Consider the following 24,148-nt stretch of genomic DNA (forward strand, 5'->3'; position numbering starts at 1 on the left):
GCCCCCTACAGGGAGCCGCCGTTCCGCAGGCGGCGCCGGGTGTGCAGTGCCGCGTCCAGCGAGAGCAGCGGGGCGCCCGCGAGGACGAGGGGGAGCCAGGCCATGAGGTAGGCGAGGTCGTTGCCGTAGTAGTACGGGTCGGAGGCCCAGCTGACGGTCAGCCAGAGGCTGAGCGAGATCAGCGCGCCGCCGAGCGCGGCGAGGCGGGCCAGCAGCCCCAGCAGTGTGCCGATGCCGACGGCCAGCTCGCCCAGGGCGATGGCGTAGCCGAAGCCGGTCGGGCTCTTCAGGGCCAGGTCGACCAGGGCGGGGACGGCCGAGGAGTCGCGGACGGCGCGCATCATGTCGCCGATGGACCCGGCCCCCGAGTCCTTCAGGAAGGCGCTGTCGGTCAGCTTGTCCAGGCCCGCGTAGATGAAGGTGACGCCCAGGAAGATCCGCAGGGGCAGAAGGGCGTACCGAGCGGCGGCGTCGCGCCGGCCCGGGCCGTGGCCGGACGTGTGCGAGTCCGTCCGCATGCCGTGAGTCATCACTGCCAGCCGCCTCTCGCCCATGCGTGCAGAACCCCCTCGACAGACGATACGTGCGAGGCCCGGGCCGCGCTCAATCCTTGCCCACGTGATTTCTTCCCGGCATTCCGTCGGTTCGGCAGTCGGGCAGTCGGGCATCCGCAGCCCCGGCAGCCCGTCGGCCTGGGCACCGCCCCGCCGGCCCGCCAGTCCGCCAGTCCGCCAGTCCGTCAGTCCGTCACGTCGATCGTGTACCGACCGGTTTCCACGCCCGCGCCCGTGACCACCTGGACCTCCACCCGGCCCGGTTCCACGTCCGCAGGCACCGGCACGGTCAGCAGCGTGTCCGTCGGGTTGCTGAAACCGCCCGGCACGGGGACGAGGGGCACATGGACGTTGACGGCGCCGATGCGGACGACCATGCGCGACAGCCGGTCCGCGCGCTGGGCGCCCGGCGGCACGAAGCCGGCGCCGCGGATCTCGATGTCGTCGCCGGTGCGGATCGGGGCGTCCAGGTCACCGGCCTCGCGCGCCCGGACCACGGAGAGGATCACGGGCCGGCCGCCCTCCGCGTACTTGCCGGCCACATAGGTCGCCGCCGACACCAGCACCACCACGGCGAGCCCCCACGGCAGGTCGGGCAGCTGCTCCGGCCGCCGGGCCAGCCGGACCGCCGCGAAGACGAGGGCCACCGCACTGATCACGACGTACTGGATGTCGGCGAAGGTGCCGCGGCCCGCGTCGTCCGTCAGCAGGTCGGCCGCCCGCGGTCGGTCGGCGCGCACCTTCTGGAGCCGTTGCCCCAGCACCCGCAGCCCGACCACCCGGCGCACCAGCACCGCGATCCCGCACACCACCGCGAGCACGGTCACCACTCCGGCGCCCCGGGCGAGTTCGAGCCCGGAGATCAGCGCGTCCCGCCGCCCGTGCCCCGAGGCCACCGCGAGCTGTCCGGCCAGGACGAGCACCGCGTAGGCGACGAAGAGCACCCAGACCGCCGCCACGGCCCGGGACGTGGAGAGGCGGTTGTCCTCCCCGATGACCGGGGCCAGCGCCCCGCCCCGCGCCCGGTGGAACCAGGACGCCGCCGTCAGCGCCCCGGCCACGACCACGGCCGCCGCGATCCCTGCGGTGCGCGCCGCCGACCAGCCGGCGCCGACCGCGGTGAGCGACTGGGCGAGGAGCAGCGCCACGACCGCCGCCCACACGGCGCCGGCCGTGCGACGCCCCAGGCCGGCGAGCCACGCCTCGCCCTCGGCCCGGCCGCGTTCGGCGACGACGTCCGCGGACTGGGTCAGTTCCTCGGAGACCCACTGCCGGGAGGCCGAGGCCGAGTGGGCCACCGCGGCCGGCAGCCCCTGCCCGGCGGCGAACTCGTCCCGCTTCAGCAGGAACGCGGCGACCGCCCGGCGGTGTCCCTCACGGGCACCGTGCGGGCAGTCCCCGCAGGTGCAGCCGCCGCGGTGCGGCGCCTCGTACGCGTCCTTGCCCGAGCCGCTCCCGCGTCTCGCCTCCTGCACCGCCACGCCCCACGCCGCCTTCCGAAGCCCGCCGAAACCCTGCGGCACGTGTCTGTGCCGACACCCGTGGATCCCTTGCAAATCCCTTGGGACGACAGCGAATTGTGCCGTACGCCGCGCCCTGGACGCCCGGTGCCCCGGGTCCGCTCTGCTCAGCGCGGGTGAAGCGCGGGCCGCCGTGTTGACCCGGCTGCCAGAATTTCCTCATGGCCGAGATCATCCAGCGCGACGGGACCTGGACGTTCGACGGCAGCACGGTCCGGATCACGCCGGGCCGGAACCGCTCGGTGTCGCCGTTCCGGCAGACGTACGGGGAGATCTCCGTGCCGCTGGAGGCGGTCTCGGGCATCGTCCTCGAGCCCGGGCGCCGGCGTGGACGCCTGCGCCTGCGGCTGCGCGAGGGCGCCGATCCCCTGCTGCAGGCGACCGGCGGGCGGCTGCCCGAGGAGGCGGACCCGTACCGGCTGGTGGTGGACGTCGACCGCTGCGGGGTGGCCGAGTACGTCGTCGAGGAGGTCCGCCGGGCGCTGCTGCTCGACCGGATCCCCGGGGCGCCCGTCCGCGCCTACCTGCTGTCCGGGCCGCCGGTGCCGGTCTCGGTCCGCTGCTCGGACGGCACCGTCTCCTTCGACGGCGCCCAGGTCCGCATCGACTGGGCCGACACCTCGGCCCGCCTCAAGCGCGCCACCGGCCCGCGGCTCATCGGCGTCGCCGATCTGGTGCGGGTCGAGTGGCTGCCGAACTCCGGGTACGAGAACGGCTTCCTGCGCTTCGTGACCCGGGAGACGGTGGCGTCCGGGCTGCCGCCGGAGAGGGACCCCTGCGCCCTGGACCTGTGGGGCAACGCCCGCCGCGACCTGCTCACCGGGCTGATCGCCACCGCGGTCACGGCCCGCCTCCCGCACCCGTCGGCCACCGGCCCGGCGACGGTGGTGCGCCCCCGCGCGGAGACCACTGCGGAGCCGGGGCCCCCGGCTCCGCATCACGACGTTCTGCTGCGCCGGCTGCGCGAACTGGGTGAACTGCACCGCGGCGGCGTCCTGACGGACGAGGAGTTCGCCATGACCAAGGCGGCCGTGCTCCGCGGCTTCGCGGCACACGACGACGGAACCGCCTGACCGGCCCGGCCGCCCGGCCTCGTGAATCACGACAGAGGATGTCGGCTTCAGGCGCCACACTCCCGGTATGACACCCAGCACCGAGGGCCCCGACTGGGCCTCGTTCACCGCCGCCGAACCCGGCCTCGCCGCCCTCGTCGAGGCGCGTTTCGGCGCGTACCGGCATCACACGCTGGCGACCCTGCGCCGGGACGGCTCGCCCCGCACCTCCGGCCTCGAGGTGCGCTTCGTCGGCGGCCTGCTGTGGCTCGGCATGATGCGGGGCTCGCTGAAGGCCCTCGACCTGCTCCGCGACCCGCGCTTCGCGCTCCAGACGAACCCCGGGGAGGGCACCGGCATGGGCGGCGGCGACGTACGGATCTGCGGACGGGCCTTCGAGGTCGACGACCCGGAGACGAAGGGCGGATACGTGGAAGAGGTGGAACCGCCGGAGCCGTTCCACCTCTTCCGCACCGAGCTGACGGAGGTCGTGCGGACCTACGTCGAGGACGACAGATACCTCGTCGTCCAGGTCTGGAGGCCCGGAGAGCCGGTGCGCACCCTCAGACGGACCTGACCCGCGGGACTACTCCCACTCGATGGTGCCCGGCGGCTTGGAGGTGATGTCGAGGACGACGCGGTTGACGTCCTTGACCTCGTTGGTGATGCGGGTGGAGATCTTGCCGAGGACGTCGTACGGCAGGCGCGACCAGTCGGCGGTCATCGCGTCCTCGGAGGAGACCGGCCGCAGCACGATCGGGTGGCCGTAGGTGCGGCCGTCGCCCTGGACGCCGACCGAGCGGACGTCGGCGAGCAGCACCACCGGGCACTGCCAGATGTCGCGGTCGAGGCCGGCCGCCGTCAGTTCCTCGCGGGCGATGGCGTCGGCCTCGCGGAGCAGGTCGAGCCGCTCCTTGGTGACCTCGCCGACGATGCGGATGCCGAGGCCCGGGCCGGGGAAGGGCTGGCGCTGGACGATCTCCTCGGGCAGGCCGAGCTCCTGGCCGACCATGCGGACCTCGTCCTTGAACAGCTGGCGCAGCGGCTCGACGAGCTGGAACTCGATGTCGTCGGGGAGGCCGCCCACGTTGTGGTGGGACTTGATGTTGGCGGTGCCGGTGCCGCCGCCGGATTCGACGACGTCCGGGTAGAGGGTGCCCTGCACGAGGAAGGCGACCTCGGGGCCGTCCTCCTGCATGATCTCCAGCTGCGCCTGCTCGAAGACCCGGATGAACTCGCGGCCGATGATCTTCCGCTTCTCCTCGGGGTCGGAGACCCCGGCCAGCGCCTTCAGGAAGCGCTCCTCCGCGTCCACGACCTTGAGCTGCACGCCCGTCGCGGCGACGAAGTCCTTCTCGACCTGCTCGGTCTCGCCCTTGCGCATCAGGCCGTGGTCGACGTAGACGCAGGTGAGCTGGGAGCCGATGGCCTTCTGGACGAGGGCCGCGGCGACGGCGGAGTCCACGCCGCCGGACAGGCCGCAGATGGCGCGCTTGTCGCCGACCTGCGCGCGGATGGCCGCGACCTGCTCCTCGATCACGTTGCCCGTGGTCCAGGACGGGGTCAGGCCCGCGCCCCGGTACAGGAAGTGCTCCAGCACCTGCTGGCCGTGCGTGGAGTGCATGACCTCGGGGTGGTACTGGACGCCGTAGAGCTTCTTCTCGTCGTTCTCGAAGGCGGCGACCGGGACGACGTCCGTGGAGCCGGTGACGGTGAAGCCCTCGGGGGCGGCGGAGCAGGCGTCTCCGTGGGACATCCACACGGCCTGCTCGGCCGGGGTGCCCTCGAAGAGGGTGGAGGACGGGCGGGAGACCGACAGCTCGGTGCGGCCGTACTCACGGGCGCCGGAGTTGTCGACGGTGCCGCCGAGGGTCTGCGCCATCAGCTGGAAGCCGTAGCACATGCCGAAGACGGGGACGCCGGCCTCGAACAGGGCGCGGTCGACGGTCGGGGCGCCCGGCTCGTACACCGAGGAGGGGCCTCCGGAGAGGATGACGGCCGCCGGGTTCTTGGCGAGCATCTCCTCGACCGGCATGGAGCTCGGCACGATCTCGCTGTAGACCCGCGCCTCGCGGACACGACGGGCGATGAGCTGGGCGTACTGCGCACCGAAGTCGACGACCAGGACGGTGTCGGGGGCGGCGGCAGCGGGAGTCGCTGATGACACGGGGTGCCTTCCGGCGGTCGGGCGGGGGTCTTGTGCTCCCGATTCTACCGAGGTGGGCGAAGGGAGCGTCCCGCCCTGCTCCCCGGCCCCCGCCCGGCTCCGCGTCTCACCATGCGAACCTGCTTGGACACGGTCCGTCCCCGGTGCATACTGGGCGCATGCTCACGCACCAGACCTTCGTCTTTACCTATGGCAACCGGCCCACCGGCTGCCATGGTCGTGCTGCTTGAGCAACTGACGAGCGACTTCCCAGGCGCCCCGGGCCGACAAGGTCCGGGGCGCCTGTCGTTTCCGGGCCCGACCGGCCCCGGGCACCGCCACCACCCCGGCGAGGAGCCCCCGAGATGACCGTCACCACCGCAGACAAGACCGGCGCCCGCACGACCGAGGCCGCCGATGTGATCACCGGCGCCCGTGAGCGCATCGACGCGCTCGACGACCGGATCATCGGGCTGATCCAGGAACGGATGGCCGTCTCCGCCGTGATCCAGGAGGCGAGGATCACCTCCGGCGGCCGGCGCGTGAACCTCTCCCGCGAGATGGACGTGCTCGGCCACTACAGGGAGGCGCTGGGCAAGCCGGGCACGGCGCTGGCGATGACGCTGCTGGAGCTGTGCCGGGGTCGTATCTGAGTTCGGGCGCGCTCTCACCCGTACGGAGCGTGACCGCCGCGCGGGACGCTTCGTTGGTCCCGGTGTCCGTGCCAGCCAGGGGCGGGCCCGAAAGAACCACGCGTGGCTCGCTGGGGCGATGAGACGAACGGATCGTGCCGTACGTCGTGGGACCTCGCTCCAGGAAGTGACCGGACGGCAGGGGACAGCAGCCCGGTCACCCAAGAGAACGGCCGGCTCCGGGGACGCCCGGGGCCGGCCGGACGGGAACGGCCCGGGCCCGGGGTCTTCCCTCGTACCTGTGTGTATCCGTGCACATCCACCGGCTCAGCGGCGCCGACTCCTCCCCCGGCGCCGCTGTCGCACGTGTGGCACAGGACACATAAAAATTCTGTGAGTCCAGGGACAACCATTCACAGGGTTCACTGATCAAACACGTCGAACAGATGAACCAAGGGCCGACCCGCGCCCCCTGCGCGGAGGCCTTCCCTGACTCGCCCCCGTGCCGCGCCCACGCGGCACGCCGGACTTTCCGAGGTCTTCATGAAGCTTCGTCGCGCCATGGCAGCAGCGGCTGCCACGGCAGTGATTGCCCCCTTGGCGCTGCTCGCGGCTCCCGCCGCCTACGCCGACGGCGAGCCGGCGTCCCCGTCCACCTCGGCCACGGAGTCCGCGCCCGAGCAGACCGAGAGCGCCTCCCCGAGCGCCACGGCGTCCGAGACGGAGACCTCGCCCGCGCCGAGCGACTCCCCGACCACCGAGCCGAGCGCTTCGGCGACGGAGTCCGCCCCCGCCTCGCCCACCGCGTCGGCGACGGGCAGCACCACGCCCACGTCCCCGGCCCCGACCGCCTCCACCCCGGAGGAGTCGGAGAGCCCGGAGCCCGACGTCCCCTTCTGCGAGGACATCGACGCGAACTACGGCGACGCCAAGGTCTCCTCGAACATCAAGGGCCTGCCCGGCAAGATCGTCGCGGGCGACGGCTACCACCCGTTCGAGCTCGTCGTGACCAACGAGTCGAAGGTCTCCGTCAAGGAGGTCACCTTCTACGCCGAGGTGGAGAACTACGAGTTCGAGGACGAGTCGAAGTTCCTCAGCTCCTACGTCGACCTGGAGTTCAAGAACCCCGAGACGGGTGCCTGGAAGCGCATCGGCAACGACGAGTGGGCCGGTGACTACTTCTACTTCGAGGAGAAGCTGAAGGCCGGCGCGAGCCGGACCGTCGACATGCGGCTCCGCGTCGACGCCAAGGCTCCGGCGGGCGACGCCTACGCCTTCGCCTTCGGCGCCTACCTCGACGAGGTCGAGGGCCAGGAGTGCTTCGCCGCGGGCTGGGGCGAGTACGACTTCCAGGTCCTGAAGCCCGGTTCCGACAACCCCGCCCCGGGCACCGCCAAGCCGAACGACAAGGGCGGCAAGGGCGGCAGCATCTCGGTGAAGAAGCCGCAGGGCGACGTCTCCGAACTGCCGACCGGCAGCCTCGCCGAGACCGGTTCCAGCTCCGCTCTGCCGATGATCGGGCTCGCCGGTGGGCTTGCCGTGGTCGCCGGTGGCGGCGCGGTGTTCCTGGTCCGCCGTCGCAAGGCCGGTGCCGAGGCGTAAGCCTCTGAGCCGCTCGGCTCGACGCACACGAGAAAGGACCTGCGCTCGGAGGGGGGCGCAGGTCCTTTCTCGTTCTCGTGGGCGGCCGCTACTTCTTCGGCGGCACCGCCGGCACCCCGAGGAACGGCAGCCGCAGCGCGCCGAAGGCCTCGGCCGGGACCACCGGCGACTTGGGCTCGACGGGCGCCAGGCGTTCGTACACCGCGCCCTGCGCCGGGCGCGGGTCCTCCTCGCCCTTGTTGGGCCAGTAGGACATCGCCCGCTCGGCCTGGGCCGTGATGGTCAGGGACGGGTTGACGCCCAGGTTGGCGGAGACCGCGGCGCCGTCGACGACGGAGATGCCGGGATGGCCGTACAGCCGGTGGTAGGGGTCGATGACGCCGGTCTCGCGGGAGGCGCCGATCGGGCAGCCGCCGAGGAAGTGGGCGGTGAGCGGGGTGCCCATCAGCTCGCCGACGTTGGAACCGGCGAAGCCGTTGATCTCCGCGGCGATGGCGGTGGCGCCGTCCGTCGCGGCCTTGATCTGCTTGGGGTTGGGCGAGCCGTGGCCCTGGCGGGCGGTGAGCAGGCCCTTGCCGACGCCGTCCGGTTTCAGGAACGTCGTCAGGGAGTTGTCCAGCGACTGCATCACCAGGCCGATGATGGTCCGCTCCGACCACTTGCGGTTGGACAGGGACCGCAGGACGAGGCCCGGGTGCCGCGCCGCATGGCCCAGGAAGCCCAGGATCCGCGAGGCGCCGGAGGCGGTGGCGCCGGCGTAGGGGACCTGGAGGATGGACAGGCTGCCCATCGAGTTGGAGCCCTTGCCGTAGCGGACGGGCTCGATGTGGGTGTCGGCGTCCGGGTGGATGGACGACGTGATGGCGACGCCGCGCGTGAAGTCGGCCCGGGGCTCTCCGGTGGCCTTCCGGTAGCGCCGGTCGTCGGTCTGGGCGCCGACCAGGGCCTCCGAGTTGGTGCGGGTCAGCTCGCCGAGCTTGTCGGACAGGTAGGGCAGCTGACGGTTGGCCTTCATGCGGTGCAGCAGCGTCTGGGTGCCGTAGGTGCCGGCGGCGAGGACGACACGGCGGGCCGTGAAGGTGCGGCCGGCGCCCCTCTTCTTCCTCAGCTTCCGGTCGGTGGGGAGCGTGGCGACGGCGAAGCCTCCGCGCGAGTCGTCGGTGACGGACACGACCGTGGTCATCGGGTGGACGACCGCGCCCGCCTTCTCGGCGAGGTACAGGTAGTTCTCGTTGAGGGTGTTCTTCGCGCCGTGCCGGCAGCCGGTCATGCACTCGCCGCACTCGTGGCAGGCCTTGCGCTCCGGGCCGGCCCCGCCGAAGTAGGGGTCGGGCGCCCGCTCGCCCGGCTTGGCCTTGGCCGTCCCGTCGGCGTCCTCGCCGTCGCCGAAGAAGACGCCGACCGGGGCCATGTGGAAGGTGTCGCCGACGCCCATCCGTTCGGCCGCGGCCTTCAGGTGCACGTCGGAGGGGGTCATCGTCGGGTTGAGGCGGACGCCGAGCATGCGGCGGGCCTGGTCGTAGTACGGCGTCAGCTCCTCGTGCCAGTCGGTGATGTCCCGCCACTGGGGGTCGTCGAAGAAGGGCTTCGGCGGCACGTAGAGGGTGTTGGCGTAGTTGAGGGAGCCGCCGCCGACACCGGCGCCCGCCAGCACCATGACGTTGCCGAGCAGGTGGATGCGCTGGATGCCGAACATGCCGAGCCGGGGGGCCCAGAGGTAGTTCTTCAGGTCCCAGGAGTTCTTCGGCAGCGACTCCCGGGTGAAGCGGCGGCCGGCTTCCAGGACGCCCACCCGGTAGCCCTTCTCCGTCAGGCGGAGGGCGGACACGGACCCGCCGAAGCCGGAACCCACGACGAGGACGTCGTAGTCGTACCCGTTCTCGTCCCGGGTCTGGACGGACTTCTCCTGCGACACGTGCTCTCCTCGTTGAGAACGGGTGGACCAACTCTTCGGCGGCCGGAGCGGGCCTAGCGGAACCGGAACGCCTTCATGAGGCGGAGGCTGCGGCTCATGAACGCCGCGTACTTCTCGTCGTCCATGCCGAGCGAGGGCGCCATCGGCAGCAGCCGCTGGTGGGCGACGGTCTGGGCCTCGGTGTACTTGAGGATGCCCTCGGAGCCGTGCCGGCGGCCGAGGCCGGAGTCCTTCATGCCGCCCATCGGCGACTGGACGCTTCCGTAGGCGGGCGCGTAACCGTCGTTGATGTTGACGGTGCCGGTGCGCAGCCGGGCGGCGACCTCGCGGCCGCGCCGGGCGTCCTTCGTCCAGACCGAGGAGTTCAGGCCGTACGCCGTGGAGTTGGCGCGGTCGATCACCTCGTCCTCGTCGGTGAAGCGGTACACGGAGACGACCGGGCCGAAGGTCTCCTCGGTGCACACGGTCATGGGGGCGGTGACGCCGTCGAGGATGGTCGGCTCGTAGAAGTACGGGCCGATGTCGGGGCGTGCGACGCCGCCGGCGACCAGCTTCGCACCGTGCGCGAGCGCGTCCTTCACATGCCGCTCGACGGTCTCCAGCTGCCGCTCCCCCACCAGCGAGCCCATGTCGGCGCCGTAGGCGAGGGAGTTGCCCAGTCGCATGGCACGGGTGCGGGCGGCGAAGCGGTCGAGGAAGGCGTCGGCGACCGACTCGTGGACGTAGAGCCGCTCGATGGAGATGCAGAGCTGGCCGGCGGAGGAGAAGCAGGCGCGGACGGCGCCCGCCGCGGCCTTCTCGACGTCGGCGTCCTCGAGGACCAGCATGGCGTTCTTGCCGCCGAGTTCGAGGGAGACGCCGACCAGGCGGGCGGCGGCGCCCTGGGCGACCTCGCGGCCGGTGCGGGTGGAGCCGGTGAAGGAGACGTAGTCGGCGTGCCTGACCACCTCGGGGCCGACGACCGGACCGTCGCCGAGGACGACCTGGAAGACGTCCGCGGGCAGGCCGGCCTCGACGAGGAGGTCACGGGCCCACAGGGCGGTCAGGCAGGTCTCGGTGTCGGGCTTCATGACGACCGCGTTGCCCGCGACGAAGGCGGGGAGCGCGTCGCCGACGGACAGCTCCAGGGGGTAGTTCCAGGGGGCGATCTGGCCGACGACCCCGCGCGGGTGGCGCAGTTCGGTGACCTTGGTCAGGGTCGGCATGGCGCCGGTGTGCCGCTTGGCCTTCAGATAGGCGGCGGCCCGGCGGCCGTAGTGCCGGGCCGCGACGGCGACGGCCTGGACCTCCTCGTGGGCGTGCAGGCGGGCCTTGCCGGTCTCCAGCTGGATGAGGTCGAGGACCTCGGCCTGCCGTTCCAGGACCAGGTCGTGGAAGCGCAGCAGGACGGCGGCGCGCTGCCGCACCGGCACCCGCGCCCACACGGCCTGGGCGGCACGGGCCTGGGCGAAGGCCCCGGCCACGTCCTCGGGGGTCGACTCGGGCAGGTCGGCCAGCTTCTCGCCGGTGAACGGCGAGTGGTTGGCGGTGCGGCCGGAGCCGGCGACGCCCTTGGTGAGCTGGGCGACCAGCTCGGGGGTCACCACGTCGGCTGCGGTGCGGGCCCCCGCCGGGGCGGGGGCGAGGGGGTTGGTGCCGGTGATTTCCGGGGCCTGCGCGTCCGTCATGAGCCGCAGAGTATGACGCCGGGACGCCTTTGTGTACCCGTCGGTAACGGGGATTCACCGAGTGCTCACACACCGCCAGCGATCACTGGCAACAAACGTGCTGATCAGGGCGTTGTGCGGCCGAACGCTCAGGTGCCGTCGATTTTCAGATTGGCGACGGCCGTCTTGGCCACCTCACGGCCCCGCTCGGTGAAGTCGCCCTTGCCCGGATAGCTGACGGTGAGCTTGTACATGTCGCCGGCGGAGGTCCGGTAGTAGAAGATCCGCAGTTCGCGCGGGCGGGGGTTCTGGCTGTCGGTGGTGGTGTAGACGACCGTGTTCTCGGCGGACTTCTCGCCCTGGTACGTGGTCTCCCGGGGGTCGGTCCTGGGGTTCTCGGGCATGGAGAGGTCGTACTCGCCGCTCTCCTTGAACTTCCCGTCGTCGTCGTACATCTCGGCCGCGGCGGACCCGGCGATGTTGCCGCCGGTGTCCTCGGCCTTCTTGTCCAGGGTCAGGCCGATCCAGATGCCGCCGCTCCAGTCGGTGTAGGTGACCCAGTGCTCGCCGGCGTCGTCGGACACGGTCCGCTGATAGCCGTCGGGCACCGCGAGGGTCGCGGCGAGCTGCTTCTCGTGCGGGGTCTGCCAGCCGTCGGGCAGCGGCCCCGCGAACGGGTCCGCCACCACCAGGTAGCCCGCGACCGCCGCGGCGACGACGACCGCGGCGAGACCGGCCCACGCCTTGCGGCCGAGCCGGATGCCACGGCCGCCGGGCGTGGGCACCCGCACGATCTGGGTGGGCGCCGGCGCGGGCGGGTTCGCTGCGGCCTCCAGCAGGGCGCGCACCCGGGCGGCGTCCGGGCGGCGGGCCGGGTCCTTGTCCAGCAGGCCGGTGATCACCTCGGCGAGCGGGCCCTGCGCGGAGGCGGGCGGCGCGGGCACGGCGTTCAGCACCGACTGGAGCGTGGCGGGGGTGTTGCTGCGGCGGAACGGCGAGACGCCCTCCGTCGCCGCGTACAGCACCACGCCCAGCGACCACAGGTCGCTCGCCGGGCCGGGGCGCTGGCCCAGCACCCGCTCGGGGGCGATGTACTCGGGCGAGCCGACGAAGCCGCCGGTGTCGGTCAGATTGGTCTCGCCCTCGATCCGGGCGATGCCGAAGTCGGTGAGGACGACCCGGTCGTGGCGGCCGAGCAGGACGTTGTCGGGCTTGACGTCCCGGTGCAGGATGCCCGCCGCGTGCGCGGCCTCCAGGGCGCCGAGGACCTCCAGGCCGATCCTGGCCGCCTCCCGGGCGCCCAGCGTGCCCTCCTGCAACGCGTCGCCCAGCGAGCGGCCCCGCACCAGCTCCATCACGATCCACGGCCGGCCGTCGACCACCGCGACGTCGTGCACGTCGACCACGGCCGGGTGGTCGAGCCGGGCCGCGGCGCGCGCCTCGCGGCGCATCCGCTCGTAGACGTTGGCCCGTTCGCGTTCGGGAAGGTGGTCGGGGACGCGCGGCTCCTTGACGGCGACCTCGCGGTCGACGGTCTCGTCCTGCGCCCGCCACACGGTGCCCATGCCGCCGTGGCCGAGCTTGGCGATCAGCCGGTAGCGGCCCGCGATCAGCCGGCCCGCGCCCGGGTCCTGGGCGGGCGCCCGCACCGGCTCGGGACCGGCGGCCGGCACCTGCGGCGGCACGACCTGGGCCGGTGTCGCGTACGGGTTGCCGGGATGCGGTACGGCGGCGGGCGCGTCCGGCGGTCGCAGGGCAAAACTCGTCGGCTCGTCGGGCCGCCCGCTCGCGGCTCCCCCGTTGTTGCTCATGGACCATCCATATCGCGCCGGACGCGGCGATATCCACCGCGGACGGGCGGCGGTCACAGACCCGTGACCCGCCCCGGCACTTATCTCCTATTTAGGCGTGTTCGCGGACGCCTCGCGGGTCACGGTGACCGTGGCGGTCGGCACCCCGGAGGGTCCGCGGGGGCCGCCGGCGGAGGGCGCGGACCCCGTTCCGGGCGACGAGGCGTGCGGGGGCGCCGCCGGCGGGGTCCCGGGCACGGACGTCGTCGGCGCCCCTCCTCCGCCGCCGTCACCGCCGTCCGCGAGCAGGGCCGCCGCGGTCAGGCCCGCTCCGGCCGCCGCCGCGACCAGCAGGGCGCCGAGGAGCACGCCGCGGGTGGAGTACCGGGGCCCGCCGGTGCCGGGCGGCGGGGGGATGCGACCGGTGTCCAGGTAGGCGCGCAGCATCCGTTCCGCCTCGGCGACGTCCAGGCGGCGGCCCGGGTCGCGCTCCAGCAGGCCCCGTACGACGGGCAGGATCGGCTCGGCCTGCGCGGGCGGGCGGATCTCCTCGGAGACCACGGCGTGCAGGACGCCGCCCAGCGAGTCGCGGTGGAAGGGCGACTCGCCGCTGAGCACCGCGCACAGCAGCACGCCCAGCGACCACAGGTCGGACTCCGGTCCGGTGCCGAGGCCGGACATCCGCTCGGGGGCGGTGTACTCGGGCGAGCCAACGAAGGAGCCGGTCTCGGTGAGCGTCGTGGCGCCGGCTACCTGGGCGACGCCGAAGTCGGTGAGCACGACGCGGCCGTCCTCGGCGACCAGCACGTTGGACGGCTTCACGTCCCGGTGCAGGATGCCGGCGGTGTGGGCGGTGCGCAGCGCCTCGAGCAGGGCGACGCCGATCCGCGCCGCCTCGGGCGCGTCGACCGGGCCGCGGGAGAGTACCCGGTCGGCGAGCGAGCCCCCGTCGACGAACTCCATGACCATGTACGCCCGCTCGTCGTCCTCGACGACGTCGTGGACGACGATGACGTGCGGATGCCGCAGCCGGGCGACCGCGCGGGCCTCCCGCAGGGTGCGTTCGCGGCGCCGCCGGGCCTCGGCCGCGGAGAGGCTCTCGTCGCGCGGGAGCGCCTTGACGGCCACCTGACGGCCGAGCAGTTGGTCGGTCGCCCGCCAGACGATGCCCATGCCGCCGTGGCCGAGCCGCTCATGGAGACGGTAACGGCCGGCGATGACACGCCCGCCCGACCCCTGGGTCACCATGCGCCCCATCATGCCCCACCGGACGCCCCCGCTCCGGCCCCCCGGACACCGCGTGGCCGACATCCGACGGGTACCCGGGCCGCTACGGGGCGGCGGTCAGGCCGGCTTCTCCTGCCAGCTCCGCAGCAGATACGCGAACTGGCCGCTCGTCTCCGCCCAGTCGTCGGCGGGCGAGCTGATGTAGAGGGCGTACTCGACGCCGTCCCGGGACATGTACATCTCCTCGACGGCGCGCCGCGGGCCGGGGAAGGGTATGTCCTTGGCCAGCGCCGTCCAGGTGTACTCCCACCGAGCGCTGTCGCGGTCGCGGTACGTGGAGTGCTCCAGCGTCACGCGCCGGTAGTCGACGAGGCGTTGGAGCTGCTGCTCCAGGTCGAGCTGGTGGGCGTAGGGGTCGTTGAAGTCGGGCTCGGTGTCGACGGCGATGCGGACGAAGTGCTTGCCGCCGTCGGGGCTGTAGTCGACCTGGCGCAGAGCACCGTGGGCCGGGAGTTCCTCGCGCTCCCAGCCCGGTGGCAGGGAGAGGCTGAAACCGAGTGGGTCGTCGTGGCGTTCCCAGTCGGACGGGACGGACCCCGTCGGGCGGCCGTCCGTGGAGGCGGAAGGGGAAGGGGAGCCGGACGCGGAGGGGGACGGGGTGGGCGGGCCGGTGACGGCGCCGCCCCTGTTCGTGTCCTCTCCCTTGTCCGTCGCCTGGAGCAGCACGGCCGTGGCGCCGCCGACCAGGGCGGCGACGGCGACGACGAGGGCGATCGTCCACAGGCGGCGCCGGGGCCGGGCGGGCGGATGCCCCAGGGTCGCCGTGCCGCCGGCCGTCGGGTGCCCCATCAGCGTCGGGCCGGTCACCGGCGGGTACGGCGTCTGTCCGGCCGCGGCACCCGGCGGCCCCGGGTACACGGGGGCCGACGGCTGCCCGGCGCCGGAGTACTGCGTCGGCACATACGCCTGGGCCGCGTTCGGGCGACGCCCCTCGGCCGCCTCGGCGAGCAGGTGCTCCGCCTCGGTCGCGTCGGGCCGGGCGGCCGGGTCCTTGCGCAGCAGGGCGCTGATGACGGGCGCGAGCGGACCGGCGTGCAGCGGCTCGGAGGCGTCCTCCTCGACGACCGCCTGCATCGTGGTCAGCGGCGAGGTGCGGCGGAACGGCGACCTGCCCTCCACCGCCGTGTACAGCGTCGCGCCCAGCGCCCACAGGTCGGAGGCGGGGCCGGGATCGTGGCCGCGCACCCGCTCCGGCGCCAGGTAGTCGACGGAGCCGACGACCTCGCCGGTGCGGGTGATGGTGGAGTCGCCCTCGATCTGCGCGATGCCGAAGTCGGTGAGCAGCACCCGCCCGTCGTCGGCGAGCAGGACGTTGCCGGGCTTGACGTCGCGGTGCAGGACGCCGGCGGCGTGCGCGGCGCGCAGGGCCCGCAGCACCCACAGGCCGATGCGTGCCGCCTCGCGCGGTGCGACGCGCTCGTCCTCCTTGACCGCGTCGGCCAGCGAGCGGCCCTCGACCAGCTCCATCACGATCCACGGCCGGCCGTCGTGTTCGAGGACGTCGTGCACGGTGACGACGGCCGAGTGGTTGATCCGCGCCGCGGCCCGCGCCTCGCCCCGGGTGCGCGCCAGCAGGATGGCCTGGTCGCTCTCTGAGACGTAGTGGGCGGCGGTCAACTCCTTGATGGCGACGACCCGGTGGAGTACCTCGTCGTGCGCCCGCCACACCCGGCCCATGCCGCCGCTGCCGATGGACTCGCCGAGCCGGTAACGGCCCGCGACGAGCCGGCCCTGCATCTGATTCACGTTGCCCCGCAATGGTCTTGTCAGGGTCAGACTAGGGACCGGGCCCCCTTCGGGGAACGGGTGGGGTGGTACGGAGACCGCTCTGTGACGGTTGTCGCTTCCTGTGCCGCGAGGCAACCATCGGGACGTCTCGTCCGTCCCAACTGCGGTCAGCCCGTGTACCGGTAGGTGGCCGACGCCTGTTCGTACAGCCGGGTCACCTCGTCGCGCTCCGCCTCGGGTCCGCGCACCTGGAGCACGTGGTAGCGGCCGTCGATCAGCATCGCCAGGTTGCGCACGAAGAGCTCGCCGCCGTCGGTGCCGGTCCAGGTGAACTGGCCCTCGGCCATGGACCGTCCGCCCACCTCGATGGTCTTCAGCCCGCTGGAGGTGGCCCAGCTGGAGGCGCGGTACGGCTCCAACTCGCGTTCCCGGTCGCGCTGGTAGGCCATCGGATCGCTGCCGAACTCGCCCGAGCCGTCCCTGCCGGGCACGACGACGAGCTCGAAGCCGCCCTTGGCGTAGACGACCTGGCCGCTGCCGTTGCGCGGGGTGCGGCTCCAGCCCTCGGCGACGGCGACCTGGAAGCCCTCGGGGTCCTTGCGCAGCGTGAACCCGTCGGCGACCTCGGGTCCGGTGGTCTGCGTCTCGGCCGAACCGGCCGACTCCGAGGAGTCGGGCTTCGCGGACGACGGCTCGGGCCGCGGCTCCCCGCCGGCCCCGGCCGACGGCTGTGACGGGGCCCGGCTGCTCTCGGCCGCGGCGTCCGTCCGGCCGGGGGCGGCGGCCCCGTCGGTGTCGTTCTTCGGCATGAAGAACATGGCGTACGCGACCGCTCCGGCAAGGGCGAGCAGGATCAGCAGGAGCAGGGTCCGGCCGAGGCTGCGCGGAGAACGGTCCGCCTCCTGCCGGGACCGCTTGTGCCGGCCGTGGTGGGCGGGCAGCCCGGCGCGCCGCCTGCGCACCAGCTCGCCCCGGCGGCGCACGATGGGCAGCCGGCTGGTGTCGGCGGGCGGGGCGGAGACGACGTGCAGCCCGGCCTCGGGCTCGGGCGCCGAGCGCACCAGGGAGCGCAGCCAGCCGCTCAGCTCCTCGAAGTCGATGCGTTCGGTGGGGTCCTGACGCAGCAGCGACTCCACGACCGGGCGCAGCGGTCCGCACTCCTCGGCGAACGCGGGCGGCTCCGCGCACACGATCTGCACCAGCTCGGCCGTCGACTCCTCCGGGTAGGGCGCGTGGCCCTGGACGGCGCGGAAGAGCAGGGCGCCCAGCGCCCAGAGGTCGGTGGCGGGGCCGATGGGCGCGGCGAGCTGCCAGTTCTCGTGCACCGGCCCGGCCTGCTCCGGGGCCCAGCGTTCGGTCACGGGGCCGACCACGGCCATCCTGGCCTGTCGGGCCCGTTCGGCGGCGAGGGCGGTGCCCGGTCCGCGCCGGGCGGGGGCGGGGGCGGCCGGGCCGTCCCAGCCCCCGGGCGCCGGGGCGGACTCCTGCCGCGGGGCGGGGGGCAGGGCGGCGCGGTCGTCGGCCGGCGCGGGGGCGCTGGAGTCCGCGGGGCCGCCGCCGGTGCGGGGCGTGGCGCCGTGCCAGGAGGTGGTGCGGACGCCGTAGGGGTCGGCGATCTGTCCGGGCGGTACCGGTGCGCCGCCGCCCGTGCCGGTGCCGTCGTCGGGGGCGGTGCGGGCGCCGGGCAGGGCCGCGCGGCCGTTCTGCGCCTCCTGGACGCGGGCCGCCGCACGGGCGCCGGCGCGGTAGGCGGCGATGGCTCCGGCGCGGGCGGCGCGGATGTCGCCGCCGGTGTCGAGCGAGGCGGGGGTGAACCCGGCGGGCAGCCCTCGAGGGCTCTCCGGGCCGGTCGCCGGCAGCCCGCGCTCGCTGCGCGCCTCGATGGCCGCCCGCCGCGCGGCCTCGGGACCACCGGCGCCGCCACCGAGCACGCCCGTCGCGGGACCGTCGCCACCGGCGCCGTACGTCCCGGTCGGTGAACCGGCGGGCCGGCCGGAACGGTGGTCACCGGCGTCGGCCCGCGTCTCCGCGCCGCCCGGCCCCGGGGCTCCCGCCGCGCCGGACGGCCCGTCCCCGGCGTCGTCCGCCTCGCCCTCCGGGGCCGGCACCAGGTCGTAGCCGCACAGCGCTTCCTCCGCCGCCCCGGCCGCCAGGCCGGTCAGCATCACGCGCCCGTCGTCGCAGACCAGCACCGTGCGGGCGGTGATGTTCCGGTGGACCCAGCCGTACCCGTGCAGCACGCGCAGCGCCATGAGGACGTCGGAGGCGACCTCGGCCGCCCGGTACGGGGTCAGCGGCTGCTCGGCGAGCAGGGCGGCCAGCGGCCGGGCGGCGACGAGCTCGCTGACGATCCACAGCGAGCCGCCCTCGGCGAAGACGTCGAAGACCTGGTCGAGACGCGGATGGTCGGGGACGGCGGCCGCGGCCTGCGCGGCCTCGACGGCGCGTCGCACCAACGGGTCGGCGGGCCGCCTCGGGCCGCCCCGGGGGGTCTGGCCCCGCGGGCCGGTGCGCCGGGCGCCGCGGTCACGGGCCGTGAAGCCGTCCGGCAGACCGTCCGCGTCGAGCACTTCCGCCTCGACGACCTCGGGCAACGGCACCTGCCGGACCAGGACTTCCTGTCCGCTGTAGGTGTCGAAGGCCCGGCTCTCGGTCAGTTCGTACTCGTCGGAGGGCGGCAGCGGCAGGCGGTAGCGGTCGGCGAGTACCCGTCCCGCGTAGTCGTCCACGTTGCCTCCCCCGGCAGCCCGGTCGGTGGTACCGGTCGGTCAATTCCGTTCGCCTCGCGGGCCGTTCCGGCTGCGTACGGTCCGCAAGCACTCACGATACGTGCCGGAGGCAACCCGCAATGAGGGGATGCCAGATCTCGGGCCGCCCAAACCCGGCCCCGCCGGGCTCAGTCCTTGGGCGTGAACGTCTTCGTCAGCGTCCGCCAGGCGTCCCGGCGCCGGTCGCTGTCCCAGTCGGCGGCCTTCGCGGTGTACATGAGCGCGTACCCCTGGTGGTCGTCGACGACGAAGCCCCGGTCGACGGTCCGGTACGCGGTGCCGTCGGCCTTGTAGGTGAACTCCCAGTCGGCGGCGTTCCAGCCGCGGTAGCCCACCTTCTCGATGCGGATCTTCTTGTACTGGGAGCGCACCATGTAGCGCTCCTGGTTGCGCCAGTCCGCGACCGGGTCGTCCTTGGGCGTGGACGTCCAGGCGACCAGCAGCTTCTGTCCGTCGGGGCCGGTGAACCGGTCGCCGGCGGCGCCAGAGGACTGGAACTTCCAGCCCTTGGGGAGCCCGATGGAGTAGCCCTGGCCGCCCCGGTGGGTGGTGGCCGCGCCGTCGTCCTTGCCCGCGCCGTCCGTGCCGGTCCCGGCGTCGCCGGAGGCGCCCGCCGACGGCTTGCCCTCGGTGTCGGCGGAGGTGCCCGTCGCAGGTTCGGAGGCGGAGCCGTCGGTGCGGGCGCCCTCCGACCCGTCCTGCTTGGTGTCGCCGTCCGCCGGGGCGGTGGCGGTCGTGCCGCCGCCCGCCGCGCCCTTGGCCGTGTCGTCGTCCCCGCCGAGGGTGAGGGCGAGCACGGTACCGAGGACGGCGAGGGCGACGATCACGGCGATGATCACCAGGGTGCGCCTGGGCACCACGTCGGTGAGGGGGGCGCGAGGCGCGGGCCGGGGCGGCAGGTCCGGCGGCGGCATGACGGGCCAGCCGGAACTGCGGCCGCCCGCACCGCTGTTCGGCGTGCCGGCGCCGGGGGCCGTCGCGCGGGCCGGTGCGGACGCCGACGCGGCGGTGGCACCGGCGGTGCCGGGCCGGGTCCGGTCGGCGGCGGCCGGCTCGGTGCGGGAGCCGGCCGCGGCACCCGCCGCGCCGGTGCCCGCGGCGGCCTTCCGCACGGCGCGCAGTGCCCCGCGCAGCCGCTCCCCGGCCTCCTCGCGCTTGCCGGGCTGCGCCGGCAGCGGTACGACCTTGGTGGCGTCCAGCGGCTCCGCCTGGTCCGCGCCGCTCGCGGGGGCGTGGATGACCTTGTTGAGCATCGCGCGGGCGCCCGCGTCGTCGAGGCGCTGGGCGGGGTCCTTGGTGAGCAGCCCGCAGATGACGTCCCGCAGCGGTCCGGCGTTCTTCGGCTCCTCCAGGTTCTCCGTCATCACCGCGGTGAGCGTGGCGATCGCGGAGCCCTTGTCGTAGGGCGGAGTGCCCTCGACCGCCGCGTACAGCAGGCCGCCGAGGGACCACAGGTCGGCGGCGGGGCCGGGCTTGTGGCCGCGGGCGCGCTCCGGGGAGATGTAGGAGGGGGCGCCGACGAGCATGCCGGTGGAGGTGATGGACGGGTCGCCCTCGACCTGGGCGATGCCGAAGTCGGTGAGCACGACCCGGCCGTCCTCGGCGATGAGGACGTTGGACGGCTTCACGTCGCGGTGCAGGATGCCCTCGCGGTGCGCGGAGCGCAGCACGTCGAGGATGGCGAGGCCGACCTCCGCGGCCCGCTTCGGCTCCAGCAGGCCGTCCTCGCGGATGGCCTCGGCGAGCGACTTGCCCTCGACGAGTTCCATCACGATCCACGGCCGGTCGTCCTCCTCGACGACGTCGTAGACCGTCACGGCGCTGTTGTTGCGGATCCGCGCGATCGCCTTGGCCTCGCGCAGCGTGCGTGTGATCAGGCGGCGCTTCTCGTCCTCGTCGATGTTCCCCGGGAACCGCAGCTCCTTGACGGCGACCGTGCGTCCGAGGGTCTCGTCCTCGGCGCGCCACACCGTCCCCATGCCGCCGCGGCCGAGCACGTCTCCCAGCCGGTACCGCCCGGCGAGGAGACGTGCGCTCTTGTCCGTACGGGATGTCCCCGCCCGCTCCGCCTCCGACATGCGTCCCCTCATGCAACCCGCCCTGACAGAGCCTTCATTGTCCCTCACCCGACAAGTGCTCGACGCCCAGGGTGCCTCTCGCGCCGCGCCCCGGCCCGGCGGGGTGCGGGGCCCGGGGAACGACGCGTTCCGCGGGCCCGCGCGAGGGGCCCGGGAACACGCCCGCCGACGTGCTGACCCCGCGTCACCGCACCCGTGGCGACCGCCTAGCGCGACACGATGTCGGGTGCCCCGAGGCGGGCCGCGTCGGCCGTCAGGTCGTCCGGCTGGCGCTGCGACTCCCGCTCGGCCTCCACGCGCTTCTCGTAGTGCTGGACCTCGCGTTCGATCTGGTTCTTGTCCCAGCCGAGGACCGGCGCCATCAGCTCGGCGGCCTCGCGGGCGCTGCGGGTGCCCCGGTCGAAGGTCTCGATGGAGATGCGGGTGCGCCGGGTCAGCGCGTCGTCCAGGTGCCGCGCGCCCTCGTGCGAGGCGGCGTAGACGATCTCGGCGCGCAGATAGTCGTCGGCGGCGTGCAGCGGCTCGCCGAGCGAGGGGTCGGCGGCGATGAGCTCCAGCAGCTCCTCCGTGAGGGCGCCGTACCGGTTGAGCAGGTGTTCCACGCGGACCACGTGCAAACCGGTGCGCGCGGCGATCCGCGCCCGCGCGTTCCACAGGGCGTGGTAGCCCTCGGCGCCGAGCAGCGGCGTCTCCTCGGTGACGCAGTCGGCGACGCGCATGTCGAGTCCGTGCACCGCCTCGTCCACGGCGTCCTTGGCCATCACCCGGTACGTCGTGTACTTGCCGCCCGCCACCACGACCAGCCCCGGCACGGGGTGGGCGACGGTGTGCTCGCGCGACAGCTTGCTGGTGGCGTCCGACTCACCGGCCAGCAGCGGGCGCAGGCCCGCGTACACGCCCTCCACGTCGTCGCGGGTCAGCGGCACCGACAGCACCGAGTTGACGTGCTCCAGCAGGTAGTCGATGTCCGCGCTGGAGGCGGCCGGGTGCGCCTTGTCGAGGTCCCAGTCGGTGTCCGTGGTCCCGATGATCCAGTGCCGTCCCCAGGGGATGACGAACAGCACGGACTTCTCGGTGCGCAGGATCAGCCCGGTGGTGGAGTGGATGCGGTCCTTGGGCACGACGAGGTGGATGCCCTTGGACGCGCGCACGTGGAACTGGCCGCGCTCGCCGACCAGCGACTGGGTGTCGTCGGTCCACACACCGGTCGCGTTCACCACCTGCTTGGCGCGGATCTCGTATTCGCCGCCCCCCTCGACGTCCTGCACGCGCGCGCCCACCACGCGCTCGCCCTCGCGCAGGAAGCCGGTCACCCTCGCCCGGTTGGCGACCTGGGCGCCGTACGCGGCGGCCGTGCGGACCAGGGTGGCCACATAGCGGGCGTCGTCCATCTGGGCGTCGTAGTACTGGAGCGCGCCGACCAGCGCGTCCTTCTTCAAGGCGGGCGCGACGCGCAGTGCGTGACGCCGGCTCAGGTGCCGGTGCATCGGCAGTCCCCGGCCGTGGCCGCGGGCCATCGACATCGCGTCGTACAGCGCCACGCCGGAGCCGGCGTACAGCCGCTCCCAGCCCTTGTGCTGCAGCGGGTAGAGGAAGGGCACCGGCTTCACCAGGTGGGGCGCGAGCCGCTCCAGCAGCAGGCCGCGCTCCTTCAGCGCCTCGCGCACGAGCGCGAAGTCGAGCATCTCGAGATAGCGCAGCCCGCCGTGGATCAGCTTGCTGGACCTGCTGGAGGTGCCCGAGGCCCAGTCGCGCGCCTCGACGAGGCCGGTGGACAGGCCGCGCGTCACGGCGTCCAGGGCGGTGCCCGCGCCGACCACGCCCGCGCCGACCACCAGCACGTCCAGTTCCCGCTCGGCCATCGCCGCGAGTGCCTCGGCGCGCTGCGCCGGCCCCAGGGTCGCTGTCCTCACTGCTGCCTCCCGCTGTCGGTCGCGTCGGCCGCACCCGTCGGGCGAAGCCCGGTTCCGTGTACCCCCTGACCAGATTCTGACCGGGTTGCCCGACTTCAGCCACCACGCACCCCAGCTTGTGGACAACTTCCCCACGGTCACCGTCGGCACTCCCGGTCACCCACCGACACTCAGGGAGACTCGGCCGACCAATCCCACAAATCGGTCATATTTACTCCTAGTCTGACGTTGTGCTCGCCCATCCTGTCCACCGGGCTTGCGCGCCTGTCCCGCTTCGGCTACTGGGAAGGACGGCCCACGCCATGCCCGCAGATCTCGCCGTCATCGGACTCGGACCGTACGGCCTGCCCCTGGCCCAGGCCGCCGTCGCCGCCGGCATCCCCACGCTCGGCTACCGGACCGGCCCCGAGCCCGGCCCCCTCACCCCCGCCGAACTGCGCCGGATGCTCTCGGGGGGCTTCCGGACGCCCGCCGGCCCCGCCGAGCTGGGCCGGGTGCGCACGGCCGTGATCTGCGCGCCCACCCCGCCCGCTCCGGACGGCGGCCCGGACCTCGCGCAGGTGGAGGCCGCGGCCCGCACCCTGGCCGCCCATATGCGCCCCCACACCACGGTGATCCTGGAGTCGCCCGTGCAGCCGGGCACGACGGAGGAGTTCCTGCGCCCCCTGCTCGAGGGGGTCTCCGGACTGCGCGCCGGCCGCGATTTCCACCTCGCCTACTCCCCCAGCCGCGTCGACCCGGGCAACCGCGACTTCACGCCCGCCAACACCCCGAAGGTCATCGGCGGCCTCACCCCCGCCTGCACCGAGTCGGCCGCCGCCTTCTACGGCCGGCTCACCGACAAGGTGGTCCGCGCGCGCGGCCCCCGCGAGGCGGAGACGGTCCAGCTCCTGGAGACCAACTTCCGGCACGTCAACATCGCCCTCGTCAACGAGATGGCCGTCCTCTGCAACGACCTGGGCGTCGACCTGTGGGACGTCCTGCGCTGCGCGGAGACCAAGCCGTTCGGCTTCCAGGCCTTCCGCCCCGGTCCGGGCGTCGGCGGCCACTCCGTCCCCCAGGACCTGACCGGCCGGGCCCCCCGCAGCCTGCGCATGGTGGAACTGGCCCAGCAGGTCAACGAGCAGATGCCCCGCTACGTGGTCCAGCGCGCCGCCGCCCTCCTGAACGAGCACGGCAAGTCGGCGCGCGGCGCCCGCGTCCTGCTCCTCGGCGTCACCTACAAGGCCGACCTCGCCGACCAGCAGGGCGCCCCGGCCGAGGAGATCGCGACCCGTCTGATGTCGATGGGCGCCGCCGTCAGCTACCACGACCCGCACGTCCCGTCCTGGAACGTCCTGGACCGCCCGGTCCCCCGCGCCGACTCGCTCTACGAGGCCGCCGCCGACGCCGACCTGACGATCCTCCTCCAGCAGCACCGCACGTACGACCTGCAGGGCCTGTCGGTGAAGGCCCAGCTCCTCCTGGACACCCGGGGGGCGACCCCCACGGGGGCGGCGCACCGGCTGTGACCGGCC

At 73.7% G+C, this 24,148-nt stretch carries 16 protein-coding genes; 5 read left to right on the forward strand and 11 right to left on the reverse strand.

Going from position 1 to position 24,148, the window contains the following annotated elements; all coding sequences use genetic code 11:
• Positions 1–5: 5 nt before the first annotated feature.
• Both AB0E77_RS01720 and AB0E77_RS01725 read right to left on the reverse strand, forming a co-directional pair.
• Entirely contained in the window at positions 6–530 is a 525-nt protein-coding gene (locus tag AB0E77_RS01720; protein WP_361564053.1) for a DoxX family membrane protein, read from the reverse strand.
• Positions 531–739: 209 nt separating this feature from the next.
• Positions 740–2,035, reverse strand: coding sequence for a hypothetical protein (locus tag AB0E77_RS01725; RefSeq protein WP_361564055.1), 1,296 nt, complete (start codon positions 2,033–2,035; stop codon positions 740–742).
• A gap of 200 nt (positions 2,036–2,235) precedes the next feature.
• Here AB0E77_RS01725 and AB0E77_RS01730 point away from each other — a divergent pair, with 200 nt between their 5' ends.
• Both AB0E77_RS01730 and AB0E77_RS01735 read left to right on the forward strand, forming a co-directional pair.
• A complete protein-coding gene (locus AB0E77_RS01730) occupies positions 2,236–3,147 on the forward strand; it encodes a DUF4429 domain-containing protein (protein WP_361564058.1) in 912 nt (303 codons plus the stop codon).
• 67 nt (positions 3,148–3,214) lie between these two features.
• Complete coding sequence (locus tag AB0E77_RS01735) at positions 3,215–3,703, forward strand: pyridoxamine 5'-phosphate oxidase family protein (RefSeq protein ID WP_361564061.1); 489 nt, start codon at positions 3,215–3,217, stop codon at positions 3,701–3,703.
• 9 nt (positions 3,704–3,712) lie between these two features.
• Here the strand turns inward: AB0E77_RS01735 and guaA are convergent, their stop codons facing one another.
• A complete protein-coding gene (gene guaA / locus AB0E77_RS01740) occupies positions 3,713–5,293 on the reverse strand; it encodes a glutamine-hydrolyzing GMP synthase (RefSeq protein WP_361564064.1) in 1,581 nt (526 codons plus the stop codon).
• Positions 5,294–5,637: 344 nt separating this feature from the next.
• On the opposite strand from guaA, the gene AB0E77_RS01745 reads away from it, so the two are divergent.
• Complete coding sequence (locus AB0E77_RS01745) at positions 5,638–5,925, forward strand: chorismate mutase (protein WP_361564067.1); 288 nt, start codon at positions 5,638–5,640, stop codon at positions 5,923–5,925.
• Positions 5,926–6,465: 540 nt separating this feature from the next.
• A complete protein-coding gene (locus AB0E77_RS01750; RefSeq protein WP_361564070.1) occupies positions 6,466–7,506 on the forward strand; it encodes an LAETG motif-containing sortase-dependent surface protein in 1,041 nt (346 codons plus the stop codon).
• 88 nt (positions 7,507–7,594) lie between these two features.
• Here the strand turns inward: AB0E77_RS01750 and AB0E77_RS01755 are convergent, their stop codons facing one another.
• From AB0E77_RS01755 to AB0E77_RS01790, 8 genes are all read right to left on the reverse strand, one after another.
• Positions 7,595–9,421 carry a GMC family oxidoreductase gene (locus tag AB0E77_RS01755; protein WP_361564073.1) on the reverse strand — a complete coding sequence of 609 codons (1,827 nt, stop codon included), beginning with the start codon at positions 9,419–9,421 and terminating at the stop codon, positions 7,595–7,597.
• A gap of 53 nt (positions 9,422–9,474) precedes the next feature.
• Complete coding sequence (locus AB0E77_RS01760) at positions 9,475–11,088, reverse strand: succinic semialdehyde dehydrogenase (protein WP_361564076.1); 1,614 nt, start codon at positions 11,086–11,088, stop codon at positions 9,475–9,477.
• Positions 11,089–11,216: 128 nt separating this feature from the next.
• The gene (locus AB0E77_RS01765; protein WP_361564079.1) at positions 11,217–12,878 is read right to left on the reverse strand and encodes a protein kinase; all 1,662 of its coding nucleotides are present in this window, start codon (positions 12,876–12,878) and stop codon (positions 11,217–11,219) included.
• An 87-nt stretch (positions 12,879–12,965) separates the two neighbouring features.
• Entirely contained in the window at positions 12,966–14,114 is a 1,149-nt protein-coding gene (locus AB0E77_RS01770) for a serine/threonine-protein kinase (protein WP_361564422.1), read from the reverse strand.
• Positions 14,115–14,201: 87 nt separating this feature from the next.
• Positions 14,202–15,881, reverse strand: coding sequence for a serine/threonine-protein kinase (locus AB0E77_RS01775; RefSeq protein ID WP_361564425.1), 1,680 nt, complete (start codon positions 15,879–15,881; stop codon positions 14,202–14,204).
• Positions 15,882–16,039: 158 nt separating this feature from the next.
• Positions 16,040–18,601 (reverse strand): protein kinase, encoded by a 2,562-nt coding sequence (locus AB0E77_RS01780; RefSeq protein ID WP_361564081.1) that lies wholly within the window; start codon positions 18,599–18,601, stop codon positions 16,040–16,042.
• Between the two features lie 167 nt (positions 18,602–18,768).
• Complete coding sequence (locus AB0E77_RS01785; RefSeq protein ID WP_361564428.1) at positions 18,769–20,718, reverse strand: serine/threonine-protein kinase; 1,950 nt, start codon at positions 20,716–20,718, stop codon at positions 18,769–18,771.
• A 206-nt stretch (positions 20,719–20,924) separates the two neighbouring features.
• Positions 20,925–22,631, reverse strand: a complete 1,707-nt coding sequence (locus AB0E77_RS01790; RefSeq protein ID WP_361564084.1) for a glycerol-3-phosphate dehydrogenase/oxidase — start codon at positions 22,629–22,631, stop codon at positions 20,925–20,927.
• Positions 22,632–22,933: 302 nt separating this feature from the next.
• Here AB0E77_RS01790 and AB0E77_RS01795 point away from each other — a divergent pair, with 302 nt between their 5' ends.
• Positions 22,934–24,142: a nucleotide sugar dehydrogenase gene (locus tag AB0E77_RS01795; protein ID WP_361564087.1), complete on the forward strand. Its 1,209-nt coding sequence runs from the start codon at positions 22,934–22,936 to the stop codon at positions 24,140–24,142.
• Positions 24,143–24,148: the final 6 nt, after the last annotated feature.

This window comes from Streptomyces sp. NPDC032940, assembly GCF_040636935.1.
GTDB lineage: Bacteria > Actinomycetota > Actinomycetes > Streptomycetales > Streptomycetaceae > Streptomyces.